We start from the raw sequence: 19,232 nt of genomic DNA, 5'->3' as shown, positions 1-19,232 counted from the left end.
CACGTCCCTAACGTTTCCACGTCGATCGTCAGCGCCATTGCTGCTGAATTTTCGGTTGCTTGGCGATCGTCCGTTCATGAGGGAGATCAGCATGGCCGAACAAAGCAAGCTGCCGGCGTCAAGAGAGTCCGCGCAGACCGGCGTTTTCGATTGGCATCCAATCGAATCATTCCGGCGTCAATTCGATCGCCTGTTCGACGAATTTCCGTCGCGCCGAAGCCTCGCCGACTTTCAGCCGTTCGACCGGATGATGTCGCAGTGGTCAGCGAGCCCCCCTGTCGATTTTGTTGAAAAGGACGGTGGATACGAGATCACCGCCGAACTGCCGGGGCTCGATGAAAAGAGCGTCGATGTGAAGCTTGCGAACGGCGTCTTGTCGATCTCGGGCGAAAAGAGCGAAGAAAAGGAAGAGAAAAAGGAAGGCTATTTCTGTTCCGAGCGCCGATATGGCTCCTTCCGCCGCGCCTTTCGGGTTCCCGAGGGAGTCGACGTGGACAAGATCACGGCGGATTTCGAAAAGGGCGTGCTGAGAATCCAGCTGCCAAAAATGCCCGAGTCCAAGAAGGAAGAAAAGAAGATCGAGATTGCAGCGAAGTAGCGCCGCGTGAGACGCGGCGCTCAAATGCAGCCTCTAAGATCGCAGGCCGGCGCGTCCGTGCGGAGCGCCGGCGACTTCGGGCTTCTGCGCCGGCCGGCGCATCAGGCGCGGCAGAACGAGATGCGGCAACACGCCCTCGCGAATGACCGCGCGCCGCAGCGGCCCGAGCGCCGCCATCGCGATGAAGCTCGCGCCGCGCAGCAAATCCACCGGCAAATAGGGAATGATGAGCGAGCGGTTGAGCAGGTCGACGCCATGCGTTCTAAAGCCGATGTCGGCGCGTCTATGACGGTCGTAACGGGCGAGCGCCCGAGACAATTCACGCGGATTCTTGAGATCGACGCTGGCGAGACAATCCTCGAGATCGGCGACGTCGCGCAGACTTAGGTTCAGTCCTTGCGCGCCGATCGGCGGAAAAATGTGACAGGTCTCGCCGACGAGCGCGAGACGGCCCGTGGCATGTTTCGAAACCTGCATGCCGCCCATGCGGAACTGCCCGATATCGCCTTCGATGCGCATCGTGCCGAGTTCCGACTTGGCGTAATCCTCGATTTCATATTCGAGCTCTTCGCGGGGCTTGGCGAGACGCCGCCGCGCGTCGGCGACGCTCATCAGCCAGACAAGGCTCGAACGATTCGGCGCATCCTCTCGCGCGGGCAGCGGCACCAGCGTGAAAGGGCCCGAGCGCGTGTGATATTCCGTCGAGACATTTTCGTGCGGGAACTCGTGGCGCAGCATCATCGTGAGCGCGATCTGCGGATAGGTCCATTCCTTCACGTCGATGCCGGCGACCGCACGGGCGCGGCTATTGCGCCCGTCCGCCGCAACGATGAAGTCCGACTGGAGCCGGCGTCCGTCCGAGAGAATGGCGACGGCGCCGTCGCTGCTGAATTCATAATCCGCGATGTCGGCGTCGACGAACGCGATCTCAGGGCGGCCGCGGCAGAGATCCAGCAGGATCGCGACGAGGTCGTCGTTCGACACATTGACGCCGAGCGCCGGCAGACCGATCTCGCGCGCCCGCAGGCTGAGTTCCGGAACCGGAAGAAACTGATCGGTGTCGTCGATCATGTGGATCGCTTCGACGGCGCAGCCGCGCGCTCTGACGCGCTCTAGCGCGCCGAGCGCATCGAGAAATCGGACGGATGATTCGAACAAGGCGACGGTGCGGCCCGGCAGCGGGGGCGGAATGCGCCCGGCGAGCGTCGTCTTGAATCCCCCGCGCGCGAAGGCCAGCGCCGCTGCGAGGCCGGTCGCCCCGGCGCCGGCGACGAGAATGTCCGATCTGGTGTTTTCTTGCGCCGCGTTCATCTCATCCGTCTCCTTTGCCTGTTATAGCGGGAGAGTCTTCGGAGCGCGAGCAGCACGGACAAACAGGATGGCTTTGGCTCGGCGCGAGGGCGGTGGTAGGCTGACGTCCCGCTTCTCCAATCCTCCGCGCCCGTGACGTCTTCTCGTCTCATCGGCATTTCCGTCCACCTCTTCACCGCGAGCGGCGCGGCGCTGGGCCTGATTGCGCTATTCCTTGCGGCGGACGGCCGCTTTGCAGCGATGTTCGCCTGGCTCGGCGCGGCGCTCGTCGTGGACGCCGTCGACGGAACGCTGGCGCGGCATTTCAAGGTGACGGAGACGGCGCCCTTCATCGACGGCGTCGCGCTCGACCTCGTCGTCGACTTTCTCAACTATGTGGTCACGCCGCTTGTGGCGCTGTGGCGCTCCGGTCTCTTGGATCCGGCGCTCGTCGGCCCCGTTTGCGCCGCGGTCTGCGCCTGTTCGGCGCTCTATTTCGCGGATCGGCGAATGAAGACGACGGACTATTGGTTTCGCGGATTTCCGTCGCTGTGGAACATCGTGGTCTTCTATCTTCTCGTGCTGCGGCCGGCGGCGGGCGCCAGTCTCGCGGTCGTTCTCGTGACGGCGGCTTTCATGTTCATTCCGGTCGTCTTCGTTCATCCGCTGCGCGTTCAGCGGCTGCGACTGGTAACGCTCCTCGTCACCGGCGTCTGGGGCGCGGCGGCGATCGCGGCGGTCGCACAGGATCTTGCGGCGGCCTCCGTCCTCGTAAAGGCGGCTCTGGTCGCGACGGGATGCTATTTTCTGACTTTGCCGCTTTTTCGTGAGGGCGGCGCGATCGCGAAAGGAGAGGTCGATGGTTAAAGCGATTCGCGTGCATCAGCCCGGCGGGCCGGATGCGCTCGTCATGGAAGACGTTGATCTGCCAGCTCCGACCGCCGACGACGTGCAAATCCGCCACGCCGCCATTGGCGTCAATTTCATAGATGTCTACCGCCGTACCGGCGCTTATCCGGCCGAATATCCGTTTGTCCCCGGACATGAAGGCGCCGGCGAGGTGATCGCCGTCGGCGAGAATGTGAAGAACTTCAAGGTGGGGGATCGGGTCGCTTATGTCGGCGCGCTTGGCGGCTATTCGGAGGCGCGCAACATCGCCGCCGGCTCAGTCGTCCATCTGCCGAAATCCTTCAGCTACGAGCAGGGCGCGGTGATGATGCTGAAAGGGCTGACGGCGCAATATCTCCTGCGCAGGACGTTCAAGGTGGAGAAAGGCCATCGCGTTCTCGTCCATGCCGGCGCCGGCGGCGTTGGGCAGATCCTCTGCCAATGGGCGGATGCGCTCGGGGCGAAGGTCATCGCGACGGTTGGCTCCCCCGAGAAGGCCAAGATCGCAGAAGACGCAGGCGCTAAGCACACCATCCTTTATCGCGAGGAGAATTTCGTCGAGCGCGTGCGCGATTTCACCAAGGGCAAGCTGTGCGACGTGGTCTATGACGGCGTCGGACGCGCGACCTTTCCGGCTTCGCTCGATTGCCTGAAGCCGTTCGGCATGTTCGTCAGCTTCGGCTCAGCCTCCGGTCCGATCGCGGCCTTCGACCTTGGCCTTCTGGCGCTGAAAGGATCGCTCTATGCGACCCGCCCCTCGCTTTTCACCCATATCGCGCGCAGGCGCGACTATGAGGAGATGATGGACGATCTCGTCCATGCGGCGAAGCGAGGATTCGTGACTATCGCCGAGCCGGCGCGTTTTCCGCTTGCCGACGCGGCCAAGGTGCACGCCGCGCTCGAATCGCGCGCCACCAGCGGGTCGATGGTCCTAATTCCCTGATTTCGCCATAAAGGGACCGGCGAAAGCAGGGCTCAACCGGGGCTCCAGCGACAAACTTGACATGTGTTGCAATTTGAGCACTGGGCCGATTGATGTGCTTCGCAACGCTTTGTTAACTTAGCCGAATCGGACGCTGGCGGCGCGCCTCTCGCGGCATGAATTCAGCAGTTTTTCCCCGCTTTTCGCGCCGCCGACCGGCGTGTCGGCAATTTCGTCCTACGCTTTTGGCGCAAATCGATTATGCTTTTCTTGTTCCGGCTTTGAGGTTCCTCCCGCCTCTCGATTAGCCCGAACCGCCTTCCAAAGCCCGGCGCTTGAGCCGGGCTTTTTTCTTAGCCCCCCTCGGCAACCCCGCAGTTTCTATTGCAATTTTTCAGCAAGAGCCCCATCCTTGTGTGGCGGCGGGCTCTCTTCCGGGCTTTGGGCCGCGAAGCATGAGGGTTGCAACGCTGTCGACAGGTGTTCATCCGGGTGCGGCTCCTGGGCCGCTCCGACCGGAAATTGGCGCAAGCGCCCAATTGACCGGCTCAATCGTGCAAAAGGTTCTCGCCAGCCTGGACGAAACCAAGGCCGAGGACATCGTCTCCATCGATCTGCGTGGAAAAACGGCGCTCGCCGATGACATGATCATCGCGACGGGCCGTTCGACCGTGCATGTCGGCGCCATAGCCGACAGAGCGATCAAGGCCCTGAAGGCGGCGGGCGTCATTGCTCCGCGGGTCGAAGGCCTGTCCCAGTGCGACTGGGTGCTGATCGACGCTGGCGACGTCATCGTCCACATCTTCCGGCCCGAGGTGCGCCAGTTCTACAATCTTGAAAAGATGTGGGGCGGCGACCGACCGCTGGAGATTCGCCTGGTCTGACGGGAGCGGACGCAAGCGCCCCTTGGGATCGCTTGTCCATCTCGCCTCCGTCTTGCCTGGCGTTGGATGAAACTGGGACTGATCTGCGTCGGCCGCCTGAAGGCGGGTCCCGAGCGAGAGCTCTTCTCGCGCTATGCCGAGCGCATCAGCGCCTTGCGGCGGCTGGGCCTCGAAGGTCTCGAACTTAAAGAGATCGATGAGAGCAAGGCCTCCTCCAGCGCCGAGCGGTCATCGCGCGAAGCGATGGAACTGCTTGCGGCGCTGCCTGCCGAATCGCGGCTGGCGGCGTTTGATGAACGGGGCAGGGCGGAGACAAGCGCAGCCTTCGCGCAATTCATCGCCTCCGAACGCGACAGAGGCTGCAAGGCGCTGTGGTTTGCGATCGGCGGCGCCGAGGGGCTCGACGAGAGCGTGCGCGCGCGAGCGACGGCCGTCTTGTCCTTCGGCGCGATGACGCTGCCGCATCAGCTGGCGCGCATCCTCGCGGCGGAGCAGATTTATCGGGCGATGACGATCTTGTCGGGGCACCCGTATCATCGGCAATAAGATGGCTGCGGTATCCCCCCGCGAAGCGGTTACCCTATCGACTCCTCGACAACCGGCAGACCTGACACGTCCCGCGCATGCTGCGACAAGTCGTAGCTCACAGTGGTGACCTCAGGGCATCGTTTGCACGCCGCTTCGCCCTCCTGAGCATGCCAGCGGCATTCCTTTCGGATAGCGCACGGCGGCAAACTGTCGACTGCAGTGGGCAGCATTTTCACGACTCGCGTCGCCAACTGGCAATCTGCGCCGTCGAAGTGCGGACATTTGTGCTCAGCGCATGTCGCCGCGAGTCGAAATACTTCGGTCGGCTTTAAAGGGGCGGACAGGGCAAGGATCTCGGGCGTCGCAGGAAGCCGCTCGTTCAGATATTGGACGACGGGACTCGGCCCGTCCTGCTGAACGACGCCCAAGACCATCGCTCGATCCATGCCGGGCTGCGCGCTCGGACAAAGTTTCGACATGGGCTTGGATCCAGCTATTTTTGTTCAAGCTGAAGAATTTCAGGGGGAACGGGAATTCCGACAATGATGTGGCGACCAATGGAATAGACCGCGCCGCCCTGTTCGCCCGCGAACGCTCCCAGATGGCCTGCGATGTCGTTGGCAAGCGCCTGCGTCTCGCCAAGCGTCACTTGTGAAGCGATCGACTCTGGAACGGGAATGCCGCGAATTAAATAAGACATCGAAACGGCGTCAGGAACCTCCAATTTGAATTTTAGATGTTTCGCGCTCGCGGCCTTCACGGCGGCCTGAACGGATTCAGTGAACTTGCTTATGGAGATGGAAACGGGCTTTTTCATTGTGAAACCCCTGCTTATTGAAACTTATCGGCAAATGCGACAGGGCAAAAAAGATCGCCCCTCGACAGCCAAGCTGTCAGCAATGCAATCTTCGGCGCCAAGCTAAACTGGCTGCGCGCCAAATTGAATGTACCTTTGGATACATGCGCGCGCTTTTTTCGCGCGTCGCTTTCCCTCCGCTGTTTCGTTCACGTCGAGATCGCGCAAATTCTTGTCGAGCCGCGCGCTCCTAATGCACGGTACGCCCGTGCATCTCGCAGCCGAGCCCGGCGGCGCGCGCCGCCTCCTGCACCCTGTCGCCGGCCTTCTTCACCTTATCGAAATCGCCGCGCAGCGCCTTGAGCGCGTTGCGCTCCTGACTGATTTCCTCGGCGGTTCGGAACGACATTCGACGCAGGAGCGGCAAGGGCGGGCACCAGCCCTGCAGCGCGTGCTGGAGCAGAAAGCCGCTGACGAGAACCGGCAGCGCCAGCCAGCGGCGATCGGACGTTAAGCCGAGCGCCAGTCCGACGAGCGCCACCGAGGAGGCGTTGGCTTCGAGCGCCCGCTCGATGTCCCACTCCCGATCAAGCTCCTCCAGACGTTCGTCGATCTTCTCCGGGTGTTTGGCGAAATAGGACAGCCGCGCCTGCGTTTCCTTGCGAATGGCGCGATTGATGTCTTCATCGGTGTTTTGTGCAACGCGAGCGACCGTGGTCGGCATGCATCTACCTCCCCTTATTTGTTTCCAACCGAAAAGGCCGCTCGAAGTTCCTGATTTTCGGACCGTCGGCGGCCTTTACGCTCTCGGCGGCATGCGCTAAACCCCTGCGGTAACGAGCCCCGGCGTTACGCGCGGGGCTTTTTCTATTTGGAGATCGAGATACGGCCATGGCGAATGTGGCGGTGGTCGGCGCCCAGTGGGGCGACGAGGGCAAGGGCAAAATCGTCGACTGGCTGTCGCTCGAGGCTGACGTCGTCGTACGCTTCCAGGGCGGCCATAACGCCGGGCACACGCTCGTCATCGACGGCGTGACGTATAAGCTTGCGCTGCTGCCCTCGGGCATCGTGCGGCCGGGAAAGCTTTCCGTCATCGGCAATGGCGTCGTCGTCGACCCGCATTTCCTCGTCGGCGAGATCGACCGGCTGCGGGAGCAGGGCGTCGCCATTTCGCCGATGAATCTCAAGATCGCGGAAAACGCGCCGCTGATCCTTTCGCTGCACCGTGAGCTTGACGCGCATCGCGAGGACGCAGGCGGCGGCGCCAAGATCGGCACGACGAAGCGCGGGATCGGACCCGCCTATGAGGACAAGGTCGGCCGCCGTTCGATCCGCCTCATGGATCTCGCCGAGCCGGATCTGCTCGACGACAAGATCGCGCGCGTGCTCGCGCATCACGATCCGCTGCGGCGCGGCCTCGGCCTGCCCGAGGTCGACCCCGCCGCGCTGCGCGAGGAGCTGATGTCCGTCGCGCCGCGCATCCTGCCGTTCATGGACGCGGTGTGGGAGCTGCTCGAGGACAATCGCCGCGCCGGTAAGCGCATCCTCTTCGAGGGGGCGCAGGGCGTGCTGCTCGACGTCGACCACGGCACCTATCCCTATGTGACGTCGTCCAACACCGTCGCCGCGTCGGCGGCGAGCGGTTCGGGACTTGGTCCCGGCGCGATCGGCTATGTGCTCGGCATCGCCAAGGCCTATACGACGCGCGTCGGCGGCGGCCCGTTTCCGACGGAACTCCATGACGAGATCGGCCAATTGATCGGCGATCGCGGCCGCGAATTCGGCACCAACACCGGACGGCGGCGCCGCTGCGGCTGGTTCGACGCCGTGCTCACGCGCCAAGCGGTGAAGACGTCCGGCATCAACGGCGTCGCGCTGACGAAGCTCGATATTCTCGACGGTTTCGACGAGATCAAAATCTGCACGCACTACATGCTCGACGACAGGCGCATCGAGCGCTTGCCGGCCTCGCAGGCGGCGCAGGCGCGCGTGCAGCCGGTCTATGAAAGCTTCCCCGGCTGGAAGGAATCGACGAGCGGCGCGCGTTCCTGGGCGCATCTGCCGGCGCAGGCGATCAAATATGTGCGTCGCGTCGAGGAGCTGATCGAGGCGCCGGTCGCTTTGCTCTCGACGAGCCCCGAACGCGACGACACGATTCTCGTGCACAATCCATTTCAGGATTGAGCGCGGACTTACCTCCCCCTTGCCGGGAGGTCGATCGCCGAAGGCGATCGGGTGGGGGTGATTAAACCGCACCCAGCTCGCTTCGCTCGCCACCCTCCCGTAAAGGGGAGGGGATTGCGCGGCACAACGCTCGTCTCTTTTATATCGTCCAGGGCGCTATCCAATATTGACGCTGCCGCCGCCCATAGGGTTGCGGCCCCTCCCATCCTTCGCCATATCGGGCGAAGGAGGAGAGGACATGGAACCACCCAATCGGCCTTGTGAGTTCGCCTTGCGCCTGCACGCGCTCGACAGCGAAGATCTTTCGCTCCTCTCGGCGCATCTGCAGGACGCCCTGGTGCGCGTCGGCGACATCGCCTTTCTTGCCGAAAAGCGCCGGTTCGCCATGGTGGGGTCGCGTTTCGACTGGGCCGCTGAACTTGACGGCCGACTGGAGCGCTGCCGTTGCGGCCTGCATTTCGAAGGCGTGCAGCGCGTGCGCTGCCAGCGCATCTGCCGCGACCACCCCGACGCGATCCTCGAACTTCTGGCGGTCACCTTCGAGCCCGACCCCGAGCCCCCGTCGGGAGTCATCCGGCTCTTTTTCGCCGGCGGCGCGTCCATCGCGCTCGACGTCGAATGCGTCGAGGCGCAACTTTGCGACGTGGGACCGCGCTGGAAGGTCGCCGCCCGGCCGAGCCATGATTTCAGCGGCGAACTTGACGAGCACGCTCCCCGAGGGCCATGACAGCCGGACTTCCCGGCTGGAGAGGATCATGACCCTGCGTTTGGACGCCGCGGCGCCCGATTTCGAACAGCGTTTCGCGTCGCTGCTCGCCATGAAGCGTGAGGCGTCGCAGGATGTCGACGATACGGTCCGCGGCATCATCGAGGACGTCGTCGCGCGCGGAGACGCGGCGCTTGTCGACTATTCCAAGCGCTTCGACCGCATCGACCTTGAGGCGACCGGCATCGCCGTCTCCCGCGAGGAGGTCGCGGCGGCGGAAGCCAAATGCTCCGCCGAGCAGCTCGCGGCCCTCGATCTCGCGCTCGATCGCATCACCACCTTCCACGAGCGGCAGAAGCCGCAGGATTTGCGCTTTCGGGACGCCGCCGGCGTCGAGCTCGGCTGGCGCTGGACCCCGCTCGACTCGGTGGGGCTCTACGTGCCCGGCGGCACCGCCGCCTATCCGTCTTCCGTGCTGATGAATGTCGTGCCGGCGAAGGTCGCCGGCGTGAAACGCATTGTCATGGTGGTTCCGACGCCCGGCGGCCATGTGGAGCCGCTGGTGCTCGCCGCCGCCAAGCGTTCCGGCATCGACGAAATCTACCGCGTCGGCGGCGCGCAAGCCGTGGCGGCGCTGGCCTATGGCACGAAGACGATTGCGCCCGTCGTCAAGATCGTCGGGCCGGGCAACGCCTGGGTGGCGGCGGCGAAGCGCCGCGTCTTCGGTCAGGTCGGCATCGACATGATCGCCGGCCCTTCTGAAGTGCTGATCCTCGCCGACGCGAGCGCCAATCCCGACTGGATCGCGGCCGACTTGCTTGCGCAGGCCGAGCATGACGAGTCCGCGCAATCGATCCTGATCACCGACGAAGCCTCGCTGGCCGACGCGGTCGTGGCCGCCGTCGAGAGGCATCTCTCGACGCTGTCGCGCAAGGAGATCGCCGGCGCCTCCTGGCGCGACTATGGCGCGACGATCATCGTGAAGACGCTCGCCGACGCGCTTCCGCTCGCCGACCGCATCGCCGCCGAACATCTTGAGATCATCAGCGAAGACGCCGAGGACCTCGCCGCGCGCGTTTCCAATGCCGGCGCCATTTTCATCGGCGCCTATACGCCGGAAGCCGTCGGCGATTATGTCGGCGGCTCGAACCATGTGCTGCCGACGGCGCGATCGGCGCGCTTCTCGTCGGGTCTGAGCGTGCTCGACTTCGTCAAGCGCACGTCGATCCTGAAATGCGACGCGGACTCGCTGCGCGCCATCGGCGCGGCCGCCGTCACGCTTGGCGAGGCCGAAGGCTTGCAGGCCCATGCGCGTTCGGTGTCGATCCGCCTCAATCAGCTCGAGGCGTGAGGGTGGAGTCAAACGAGTCGAAGCGGCTGATCTCCGTCACGCTCGACGAAAACTCGATCGGCCGCGGCTCGGCGGATCAGGAGCATGAGCGCGCCATCGCGATCTACGATCTCATCGAGGAAAACAGTTTCGCGCTGATTGGCCATCATGGCGGACCTTATGAGCTGCTGATCTCGCTCGTTGACGCCAAACTGGTTTTTAAGATTTGCGACGCGGAGGGCGTCTGCCTCGTCACGCACATTCTCTCGCTGACGCCTTTCAGGCGCATTCTCAAAGATTATTTCATGATCTGCGAAAGCTATTACGCGGCGATCCGCCATGCGACTCCGAGCAGGATCGAGGCGATCGACATGGGGCGTCGCGGCCTCCATAACGAAGGCGCGCAGCTTCTCCTCGAACGCTTGAAAGGCAAGATCGACACCGATCAGGATACGGCGCGCCGTATCTTCACGCTGATCACGGCGCTGCACTGGAAGGGCTGAGCGCCGCGCTCGGTCGCCAAGGATGACAGCGCTGCGCGGCGCAGCGCTCGACGCTGTCACATTGTCATCATGGAATCATCCGCATGGGCAAAGGTAATTCGGATCATTTCGCCGAGCTGCGGCTGTCGATGGAAGCGGAAGGGGGCGAACTGCTCCGCGCCTTCGTTCGCGAAGCGTCGCTGGTCGAAGGGGTTCCGCCGATGACCGCCAGCCTGATCGCCGCCGATGCCGCACAAACATGGCAGATTCTCTGCGGGTCACGCACGAACGCCGAGCGCGCGGCGGTTCTTCTGTCCTCTTCCAAAGGCGAGGCGCGCGCACGGATTCTGCTCAACGGCCATTCCCGGTTTTCCGCCGTCGTCGGTTCGCTCAGCGCGCAGCTGCGGCGAGATGCGGGATTATCCTACCGGGAGCGCGGCGTCGACGGATGGGAGATCACGATCCATCGCGGTTTCGAGCCTTCTCGCGAAGGGACAGAACATAACGAAGAGCCGATCGCCGAGGCCGCAGAGACGACGGAAACGGTGCGGATCGACGTGCCTCAGCAGAGCGATTCGGCGGCGATCGCGCGTTGTTTCCTGGCGGTCTATGGACGCAATTACGTTCATCGGGAAGTCTTTTCGCCGCACCGCTATTGGCGGAAGGTCGAAAGCGGAGAACTCATTCCGGTCGTGACCCGCGATGCGCGGGGCGAGGTCGTCGGGCATGTCGCGCTCGAGCGCGAACCCGGCGCGGCGATCGCCGAACGCGGCGAAGCTGTCGTGCTTCCGTCCTACCGAGGACGTCATCTCCTGGAGCGCATGACCGAGCGGCTGACGGACGAAGCCACGAAACTCGGGCTCGTCGGAATCTACGCCGAGCCGGTGACGACTCATACATTTTCACAGCGCAACGACGAGCGGGCCGGCATGCCCACATGCGCGATTCTGCTCGGCGCGGCGTCCGAGTCGCTGCATTCCAAAGACTTGCCTGTGCCGACGGCCGGACAGCGCCAGAGTTTTCTGCTGACGTTCCGCTTCCTGGAAACCGGGCGGGCATGCGAGATCGTCGCGCCTGCGGCGTATCGCGACGTCATGACGACGACATACGGCCGTCTCGGCGTCGGCGTTTCTCTACGCGAGAGCGGAACGCCAACAGAGACTCGGTCGATGACGAGCGTCATGGTCAACCCATGGGGCTATGGCAGGATTCGCTTCGAGATGATCGGATCGAACGCCAGCATCGAATTGAGCCAGGCGGTGAGCGACGTCAGCGGGCTCGGCGCGCGCGCCGTGCAGCTTTCCGCGCATGTCGACGACCCCGGCTTGCCGCTCCTGGTTGAGAGCGCGCGGCGCCAGGGATTTTTCTATTGCGGGCTGGCGCCAGCCTTCTCCGAGGGGCGAGATCTGCTGCTGATGCAGCATGTAAGCGAGCCGCTCGACATCAATGAACTGCAGCTGTTCACGGACCAGACGAAGGAGCTTGCGGCGTTCATCGAACGAGACCGTCAGTCAGCGCAAAGCCAGCGATGAGAATGCGTGAGCAACGTGGCGCGCCCCCAATCCATTCTTTTCGCCTGCACGCTGAACACTGTGCGATCGCCGATGGCGGAGGCGATCGCGCGGTATTATTTTGGCCGCGAAACCTATTTCGCTTCCGCTGGTCTGAAGCGCGGCGCCCCTGACCCCTTCGCCATCGCGGCGATGGACGAGATCGGCGTCGACATTTCAGCGCATAAGCCGCACACGTTCGAAGATCTCGAAGATTCCAATTTCGATCTGATCGTGACGCTGTCGCCCGAGGCGCATCACAAGGCGCTGGAGTTTACGCGCACGATGGCCGTCGACGTCGTCTACTGGCCGACGCCAGACGCGACCGCCGCGCAGGGCTCGCGCGAGGCCATTCTCGACTCCTATCGCGACGTGCGCGAGCGGCTGACGGGGCGGATCAAGGAGCTGCTCGGACACGGGCCGCCGCTGAGCGGATGATTACGTGTCGGGGGGCTTCCGCTATGTCATTCCCGACGCGCGAAGCGCGATCGGGAATCCAGAGTTGCGACGCGGAGAGGATTTTGCTCTGGATTCCCTGAAGGGAATGACAACCGGTTGCGTATAGAAAAAACTCAAAGAGACGGCTTCATCTGCGCGCAGAAGCGTTGCGCAAGGGCGATTAGCGCGTGGTCCGAACCGCGTCGGCCGATGAAAGAGAGCGCAACGGGCGCATCGCTCGTCGGAAGAGGAATGCTGATCTGCGGCAGGCCAAAGAAGCTCGCGATGAGAAACAGGCGCATCATCTGATAGCGCTTGGCGTCGAGCGTCTCCTCGCTTTCGGTGAGCAGCGGCGCGCGAAACGGCGCCGTCGGCGACACAAGGAAGCCTTGCGAACCGAGGAGCGCGTCGATTTGCTTGCGCGCCTCCTCGCGGAAGGTTTCTGCGGCTTTCTTTTGGTCGGCCGTGACTTTCGCCGCATAGGCGAAACGCTGCTCGACGCCCTTGCCGAAAGTCGGGCTGTTCGCCGAAATCCACGCGCCATGCGAGGCCCAGGCCTCGAAGGCCTGCATGTTGCGGAAATGTCCGAGCGCCGTCTTGAAGAAGTCGTCGCCGAGCGTCGCTTCGCGCCAGGAGCCGAACGCCTTCAGAGCGTCGACGGGATCCGCCGCCGCCGAAGCGAAGTCCATTTCGACTCCCGAGAAGGCGTCGGTGAGCAGCAGGGCTTCTTTGAACTCGGCGCTCTCCGCGTTTTCCGGCAACAAAGCCTCGCCGACGGAGGCCATGACGCCGATGTCGCGGGCGAACCAGCCGATGGCGTCGAAGGACGGCGCAAGCGGAATGATTCCATCCATCGCAACTGCGCCATGCGACGCGCGGAAGCCAAAAACGCCGCAAAAGGCCGCCGGCGCGCGGCAGGAGCCCGCGGTGTCGGTGCCGATGGCGAAATTGACGAGGCCGGCGGCGACAGCGACCGCCGAGCCTGAAGACGAGCCGCCGGGGTGGCGATTTTGCGCGGCCGGATTGATCGGCGTGCCGTAATGCGGATTGGCGCCGAGCAGGCTATAGGCCATCTCGTCCATTTGCGTCTTGCCGACGAGCCGCGCGCCCGCATTGAGCAATCGGTCGACGACTGGGGCGTCGCGCTCGGCAGGGGCGTGGGTCGCCGCCCATTTCGGATGGCCGTTGGCCGAGACGTTTCCCGCGACGTCGATGTTCTCCTTGACGACGAAGCTCGCGCCGGACAGTCGTCCCGGCGTTTCCGTGCTCCGGTTGAGAACGACGGACAGCGCGCCGAGATCGTCCTTCATCGCGGCATCCTTCCTTCCGGCGGGTCTATAGGCGGGCGCGGCGGGAATCCAAATAGCGCCTGATGGGCGCGACTATACTGAAGAATGTGGCGAGACAAAATGCAGACGCCGCGGGGAGACTGTTGTTGCGCCATTCGCAGGCTTGCGCCAGATTGTCCGCTGCGGCGCGCGACCATTGGAGACGCAACATGGATGAGTTCGGCGGGGGCTTTATACGCAACGTCATGATTGGCTTTGCGCTGGCTTTGGCCTTTTCCATCATCTACGTCTGGTACACGCGATAGGCAAACCCTCGCGCGTCTGGGGACGGTCGCGCGGCGTCAGAAGATCAGCGGCTTGGCGATCATCAGCCATATGATCGTCATAACGGCGCCGAACGCCGGAAAGCCGAAAGCGAACCACCACCAGAAAAATCGATGATAGATCTGCGGTAGCGGCTGGTTCGCCGCTACCGCAGCTTGCGCGAGATCGCGGATACGCATCTGCATCCACACGACAGGCAACCAGAACGCGCCGGTCAAAAGGTACAGCGCGATTGAAAGCGCGATCCAGCCTTCGGTGAGCGAATAGCCGGCCAGCCAGGTGAGCGCGACGCCGGTGATGGGCTGAACCACCACGGCCGAAGTGGTAAAGACGAAGTCCGCGATCACGACGATGCGCGCCACCCCGGCGATGACCGGCACGGAGCGGGAGAAATGCGCCATCAGCATGAAGAACGCGATTCCGGCGCCCGTGCCAAGCAAAACTGCGGCGCCGATGATGTGAATGTATTTGAGGAGGAGATAAATCACCGGTCGTCGACAATCGCCAGAGAAACGACGTTGAGCACCATCACCGACCAGATCTTCAACATCGGCCCTAGCGGCTCCCGCCAAAGTCGCGGCACGAGGATGGTGCCGAGGATGAGGTAAACGAAGGATAAGATGAGCGCGGCGAGCAGCGCAATCTTCGATGTGCGGCGAAAGGCGATGGCGACGCCGATGATAAGATCGGAGGTGGCGCCCGCGATTACGGCCAGCGGCACGATTGGGCCTGACAGTCCGCCCTCGTACAAAAGCCCGAGCCCAATGTCCCATCCCGGTCCGTAAGAGACCAGCGCGGTCGAAATCCAGAACAGCGCCGTCACGGCGAAGATCAGCGGTTTAAGCGCGTAGATGCGTGCAAACCATTTTTCGCGCACGTCGGCGGGTTCGGCCATAAGCGCCGCTTCAAGCGACTGCGGTTTGATTCCCGTCATGTCTGTCCATTGCGTGGGATCGCCGATGGCGCCGCGGACCATTTCCTGTTTTGCGATGCTGCGGATCGGCGTGCGCCATCCCAGCCAGGCGAAGAAATCTCCGAGGCGATACATCCAGTCGATCAGCCGGTCGGGGACGTCGACGAGCTGGGCGGGACGCGATCCGAGCCATTTGCGATAGATCGCGACGACCTCGTTGAAGGTCAGGCGCTGCGGTCCGACGATCTCCAGCTCCACACGCGCCGGCGCCGAGGGGGCGAGGAAAAAAAGCGCCGTCGCCACGACGTCGTCGAGCTGGACGATCTGCAGTTCCCCCGCGTCCCGGAAGCGGGGGAGAAGCGGCAACGCCGCCAGTCCCCGAAACAGCGCGCTCCCGCCGTAAGCGCGGCGCCCGAGGACGACGGAAGGCCGCAGAATGACCCAGTCGAGTCCCGTCGCTTTTAGGGCGGCGTCGCCCTCCGCCTTGCTCTTTGAGAATTCGCTTGGCGTCTGCCGGTCGACGCCGACGGCGGAGAAATGAATGACGCGCTTGACGCCAGCCTGTTCGCAGGCCGCGAACAGCGTCGCTGGACCTTTGGCATGCGCGGCGTTAGTGGAATCTGAGCCGCTTCCGCCAAGCACGCCCGCGCAATTGACGACGGCGTCGACGCCCTCGAGATAGGGCGTCCATTCTTGCGCGGAGTCGACGCTTCTCAGATCGATCGACACCCATTGCGCCTGAGGAAATTGCCGTCGGACATTTGCGCGTCCGCGCGACACGGCGATCACCGCATGGCCGGCTGAGAGAAGTTTTGCGAGAAGGCTTGAGCCGATGAGGCCGGTCGCACCAATCAGAAGAACTTTCATTGGTCCGCCTTGGCTGGTCTAGTCGTAATGTTGATCGTGCGACGCGCGGGAGACGAAACGGCCGTCACTGCCGCGCTAGGCAATCCGTGTCGGCGAAAGTAGCGCATAAGCCGACGCCGACCAGCGCGGCCGCCTAGCGCAGCATTTTATAGATGATGCCGAACAGGCTGGCGTTCACCGTCGCCAATAGGAACAGGATCAGTGCTGTCTCTGCGAGCCGAGGCATGGCGCGCCTCACATATTAAGTTGCGGAACCGAAAGCTACCTAACGCAGCTCCGCGCAGCGACAATGCGCATGCGGACGATCTCCCGCAGGAATTTTGAACGCCGCCCCTCCTGGTGCGCGTGCTCGAGAGTATGGCCAGCGTGGAGCTTGCGTCGTGGCGTCGCTTCCACCGTCGCCAGGCTTGCGTCGAGCCGCGCCGCCAGGGCGCCCACTTCCAATTGAGATGACGTGAGTGACCGGCGCATCGCGCCAAGGCGCGCGCTCCCTCAAGACGCGCCGTGATGTTTCTGCATCACTGCCGAGAAAAAGATGCATGAGAGAATTGCGCGCCATTTCATCGGCTTGCCGACATGCAGTTTAACGCGTACTCTCATAGACATTCCCCGCAGGGCGCTTTTATGCCGGGGATGGCGCGTTGGCGCTCGACGCGGCATGACCCTTCGCAGTGATGGCCCATGTTTGCTGCGGAGTCGGCGATGTCATTTCGCTTACCCTTGGTCTGCTTTCTGACTGCGATATTTGCAGCGCCGCCTCCCTTCACCGCACAGGCTCAAACCGCGCTTCCCACAATCCAAGTCGGCGGACGTCGGACTGCTCCAGCAGCCCGTTCTCACGCGCCCACGCCAGGACCCGTAGCGCGCGCTCGTCCGGCTCCACAGCCGCCGCGCGCTTCGCCGGTCGTCGCTGCGGTCAGTCGACCACCGGCGGAGCCTTCCGGACCCCAGCCGCCGCCGATCACAGCTTCAAGCGAAAAGTTCTTCACCGGCAAGGAGGTCAACGCGCTGCCCTTCGCGCGCCCCGGAGACGCGCTGGAGATCGTGCCCGGACTGGTCGTCACGCAGCACAGCGGCGAAGGCAAGGCGAACCAGTATTTCCTGCGCGGCTTCAATCTCGACCATGGCACCGATCTGGCGCTCTACCTCGACGGCATGCCGCTCAATATGCGCACCCATGGCCATGCCCAGGGCTACGCTGACAGCAATTTCCTGATCCCCGAACTCTTGTCTTACGTCCTCGCCCGCAAAGGGCCGTATGACGCGCAAGACGGCGACTTCTCGTCGGCGGGTTCGATCTACATGCAATACAAGGACAGGATCGACAAAGGCTTCTTCCTGCTCACCGGCGGCAGTTTCGGCTATGCGCGCGCGCTCGCCGTCGCGCCTTACCAGGATTTCGCCGGCGGCTCCGCCTATGGCGCGGTCGAAGCCCAATATTACAACGGACCCTGGGAGCGCGGCGACAACATGCGGCGCCTCAACAGCGTGTTGCGCTGGTCGCGCGGCACGCAGGAAGACGGCGCCTCCGTGACCTTCATGGGCTACGCCAACAAATGGTATGGAACGGACCAGATTCCCAGTCGCGCGGTCAGCGCCGGGTTGCTGTCGCTATGGGGCACGAGGGACCCGACCGCCGGCGGCGCGACCTCGCGCTTCTCGCTCTCGTCCCGCTGGAGTCAGGTTGAGGGCGATCAGGCCACGCGCGTCGAAGCCTATGTCGTCCATTCGACCTTGGATCTCTACAGCACTTACACCTATTTCCTGGCGCATCAGAATTTGGGCGACCAGATCCGTCAGTTCGACGATCGCACGCTCGTCGGCGTTAACGCGCAGCATGCGATCAAATGGGCCGACGTGAATGGCGCGCCAGTCGAGACCCGCGTCGGCTTTCAGGGCCGCTACGACGACATTCGACTTGGCTTGCAGGAGAGCGTGCGTCGACAGCTCTATGACACGCTCAGCAACAACGCGGTGGGCGAAGGCAGCATCGGCGTCTGGACGGACACGGCCGTGCGCTGGACGCCCTGGCTGAAGACCGTCGCCGGCGCGCGCTTCGACTATTACAACGCCGCCGTCAGCTCCCGCCAAACGCTATTGGACGCGCCCAAACTCGTGACGAGCGCAGGTCTGCCGGCGTTCCTTCTCACCGGACCGTTCAATCAGGGCGTAAAAAATGCGGCGCTGTTCAGCCCGAAGCTCTCGATCATCGTCGGCCCCTTCTACAAGACGGAATTCTACGCCAATTACGGCGAAGGCTTCCACTCGACCGACGCACGGGGCGCGGTGCTGCGAGTCTCCACATCCGAACTTGCGGACAATGACGGCTTCGTTCAGGCCGCTTCAATTCCGCTGCTGGTGAAATCACGCGGCGCCGAGATCGGCGCCCGCACTAGATTCATTGAAGGGCTCGATTCCAGCATCAGCCTGTTCTGGCTCAATCTCGAATCGGAGAACCAGTTTGTCGGCGATAGCGGCACGACCATCTTCGGTCGTCCGAGTCGCAGATATGGCCTCGAACTCGCCAACAAATACGCCCCAAATTCCTGGATCAGATTTGACGGCGACGTGGCGCTTGTGCAGGCGCGCTACCGCGGCGTCGACGTTGCGCAGACCTTGGCGTGGCTCGATTTGATTACGCCTGAGGCGGCGCCCTATGGGACATTCCTCGGCAATGCGCCCGGCAATTATCTGTCGAACGCCATAGCGGTGACGGCGATGGGCGGGTTGGAGCTTGGCGAGACGACCGGATGGTTCGGGGCGCTGAAATACCGCTATTTCGGCGCCAGGGCGCTCACCGAGGACGGCTATTTCAATTCGCCAGCCACCGGCACGTTGAACGCGCGACTGGGCTATCGATGGGCGGATGGCTGGCGATTGCAGTTCGACGCCTTCAATGTTTTCAACTCGCGCTCCGACCAGATCACATTTGCATATGGCTCGCTCCTGCCGAGCGACCCTCTTTACGCGCAATGCTTCGCAGGCGTCGCTCCCGCCCAGATTTGCGGCGTCGGCGTCATGGACCGCCATCTCAAGCCGCTCGAACCCGCGGCTGTGCGCGTGACGCTGAGCGGGCCGCTCAATTTCGACGGTTCGTTCGCTGGTGGGACCGATCGCGCGGCGCTTTTCTCGCGGCTGCCGAACTGATCGCCGCTTGGTCCCGCCTCCGCGATTGGGCTATTAGAACGGCTGCGTCAAAGGGCGTTCCAGCATCATCGTGGCCATAGAACGCGCCCGAAATGG

General features: G+C 63.3%; 19 protein-coding genes. 12 read left to right on the top strand and 7 right to left on the bottom strand.

Going from position 1 to position 19,232, the window contains the following annotated elements; translation table 11 throughout:
- Positions 1-91 precede the first annotated feature (91 nt).
- Positions 92-598, top strand: coding sequence for an Hsp20/alpha crystallin family protein (locus tag ACPS74_RS04205; RefSeq protein WP_029651797.1), 507 nt, complete (start codon positions 92-94; stop codon positions 596-598).
- A 33-nt stretch (positions 599-631) separates the two neighbouring features.
- Here the strand turns inward: ACPS74_RS04205 and ACPS74_RS04200 are convergent, their stop codons facing one another.
- A complete protein-coding gene (locus tag ACPS74_RS04200) occupies positions 632-1,909 on the bottom strand; it encodes an FAD-dependent monooxygenase (RefSeq protein ID WP_036242229.1) in 1,278 nt (425 codons plus the stop codon).
- Between the two features lie 132 nt (positions 1,910-2,041).
- On the opposite strand from ACPS74_RS04200, the gene ACPS74_RS04195 reads away from it, so the two are divergent.
- The 4 genes from ACPS74_RS04195 to rlmH all read left to right on the top strand — a co-directional run bounded on the left by ACPS74_RS04195 (position 2,042) and on the right by rlmH (position 5,128).
- Complete coding sequence (locus tag ACPS74_RS04195; protein ID WP_029651795.1) at positions 2,042-2,755, top strand: CDP-alcohol phosphatidyltransferase family protein; 714 nt, start codon at positions 2,042-2,044, stop codon at positions 2,753-2,755.
- Entirely contained in the window at positions 2,748-3,719 is a 972-nt protein-coding gene (locus ACPS74_RS04190; protein WP_029651794.1) for a quinone oxidoreductase family protein, read from the top strand. The genes ACPS74_RS04195 and ACPS74_RS04190 overlap by 8 nt, the downstream gene beginning before the upstream one ends.
- 434 nt (positions 3,720-4,153) lie before the next feature.
- Positions 4,154-4,582, top strand: a complete 429-nt coding sequence (gene rsfS / locus ACPS74_RS04185; RefSeq protein ID WP_029651793.1) for a ribosome silencing factor — start codon at positions 4,154-4,156, stop codon at positions 4,580-4,582.
- Positions 4,583-4,648: 66 nt separating this feature from the next.
- Positions 4,649-5,128 carry a 23S rRNA (pseudouridine(1915)-N(3))-methyltransferase RlmH gene (gene rlmH, locus ACPS74_RS04180; RefSeq protein ID WP_029651792.1) on the top strand — a complete coding sequence of 160 codons (480 nt, stop codon included), beginning with the start codon at positions 4,649-4,651 and terminating at the stop codon, positions 5,126-5,128.
- 29 nt (positions 5,129-5,157) lie between these two features.
- On the opposite strand, the gene ACPS74_RS04175 is transcribed toward rlmH, so the two are convergent.
- From ACPS74_RS04175 to ACPS74_RS04165, 3 genes are all read right to left on the bottom strand, one after another.
- Positions 5,158-5,589, bottom strand: a complete 432-nt coding sequence (locus ACPS74_RS04175) for a hypothetical protein (RefSeq protein WP_029651791.1) — start codon at positions 5,587-5,589, stop codon at positions 5,158-5,160.
- A 14-nt stretch (positions 5,590-5,603) separates the two neighbouring features.
- The gene (locus ACPS74_RS04170) at positions 5,604-5,927 is read right to left on the bottom strand and encodes a hypothetical protein (protein WP_029651790.1); all 324 of its coding nucleotides are present in this window, start codon (positions 5,925-5,927) and stop codon (positions 5,604-5,606) included.
- 229 nt (positions 5,928-6,156) lie between these two features.
- Positions 6,157-6,630, bottom strand: a complete 474-nt coding sequence (locus ACPS74_RS04165; protein ID WP_029651789.1) for a YgaP family membrane protein — start codon at positions 6,628-6,630, stop codon at positions 6,157-6,159.
- Positions 6,631-6,797: 167 nt separating this feature from the next.
- Here ACPS74_RS04165 and ACPS74_RS04160 point away from each other — a divergent pair, with 167 nt between their 5' ends.
- From ACPS74_RS04160 to ACPS74_RS04135, 6 genes are all read left to right on the top strand, one after another.
- Positions 6,798-8,090 (top strand): adenylosuccinate synthase, encoded by a 1,293-nt coding sequence (locus tag ACPS74_RS04160; protein ID WP_029651788.1) that lies wholly within the window; start codon positions 6,798-6,800, stop codon positions 8,088-8,090.
- Between the two features lie 238 nt (positions 8,091-8,328).
- Positions 8,329-8,817: a DUF2948 family protein gene (locus ACPS74_RS04155; protein WP_029651787.1), complete on the top strand. Its 489-nt coding sequence runs from the start codon at positions 8,329-8,331 to the stop codon at positions 8,815-8,817.
- 28 nt (positions 8,818-8,845) lie between these two features.
- On the top strand, positions 8,846-10,147 hold the full coding sequence (gene hisD / locus ACPS74_RS04150) for a histidinol dehydrogenase (protein WP_029651786.1): 1,302 nt from the start codon (positions 8,846-8,848) through the stop codon (positions 10,145-10,147).
- Positions 10,148-10,149: 2 nt separating this feature from the next.
- Positions 10,150-10,629 carry a UPF0262 family protein gene (locus ACPS74_RS04145; protein ID WP_018408731.1) on the top strand — a complete coding sequence of 160 codons (480 nt, stop codon included), beginning with the start codon at positions 10,150-10,152 and terminating at the stop codon, positions 10,627-10,629.
- A gap of 83 nt (positions 10,630-10,712) precedes the next feature.
- Entirely contained in the window at positions 10,713-12,140 is a 1,428-nt protein-coding gene (locus ACPS74_RS04140) for a hypothetical protein (protein ID WP_029651785.1), read from the top strand.
- Between the two features lie 72 nt (positions 12,141-12,212).
- Positions 12,213-12,596, top strand: coding sequence for a low molecular weight phosphatase family protein (locus tag ACPS74_RS04135; protein WP_370646339.1), 384 nt, complete (start codon positions 12,213-12,215; stop codon positions 12,594-12,596).
- Between the two features lie 134 nt (positions 12,597-12,730).
- Here the strand turns inward: ACPS74_RS04135 and ACPS74_RS04130 are convergent, their stop codons facing one another.
- From ACPS74_RS04130 to ACPS74_RS04120, 3 genes are all read right to left on the bottom strand, one after another.
- Entirely contained in the window at positions 12,731-13,906 is a 1,176-nt protein-coding gene (locus tag ACPS74_RS04130; RefSeq protein WP_029651783.1) for an amidase, read from the bottom strand.
- Positions 13,907-14,226: 320 nt separating this feature from the next.
- Positions 14,227-14,697, bottom strand: a complete 471-nt coding sequence (locus tag ACPS74_RS04125; protein WP_029651781.1) for a DUF2269 family protein — start codon at positions 14,695-14,697, stop codon at positions 14,227-14,229.
- Entirely contained in the window at positions 14,694-15,989 is a 1,296-nt protein-coding gene (locus tag ACPS74_RS04120) for an SDR family oxidoreductase (RefSeq protein WP_029651780.1), read from the bottom strand. The genes ACPS74_RS04125 and ACPS74_RS04120 overlap by 4 nt, the downstream gene beginning before the upstream one ends.
- Before the next feature lie 702 nt (positions 15,990-16,691).
- Here ACPS74_RS04120 and ACPS74_RS04115 point away from each other — a divergent pair.
- On the top strand, positions 16,692-19,136 hold the full coding sequence (locus ACPS74_RS04115) for a TonB-dependent receptor domain-containing protein (protein WP_239754285.1): 2,445 nt from the start codon (positions 16,692-16,694) through the stop codon (positions 19,134-19,136).
- Positions 19,137-19,232: the final 96 nt, after the last annotated feature.

The organism is Methylocystis sp. SB2 (assembly GCF_049817085.1).
Lineage (GTDB): Bacteria > Pseudomonadota > Alphaproteobacteria > Rhizobiales > Beijerinckiaceae > Methylocystis > Methylocystis rosea.
Note: the sequence above shows the minus strand (reverse complement) of the source record. Positions and strands in the feature narration are given on the sequence as shown.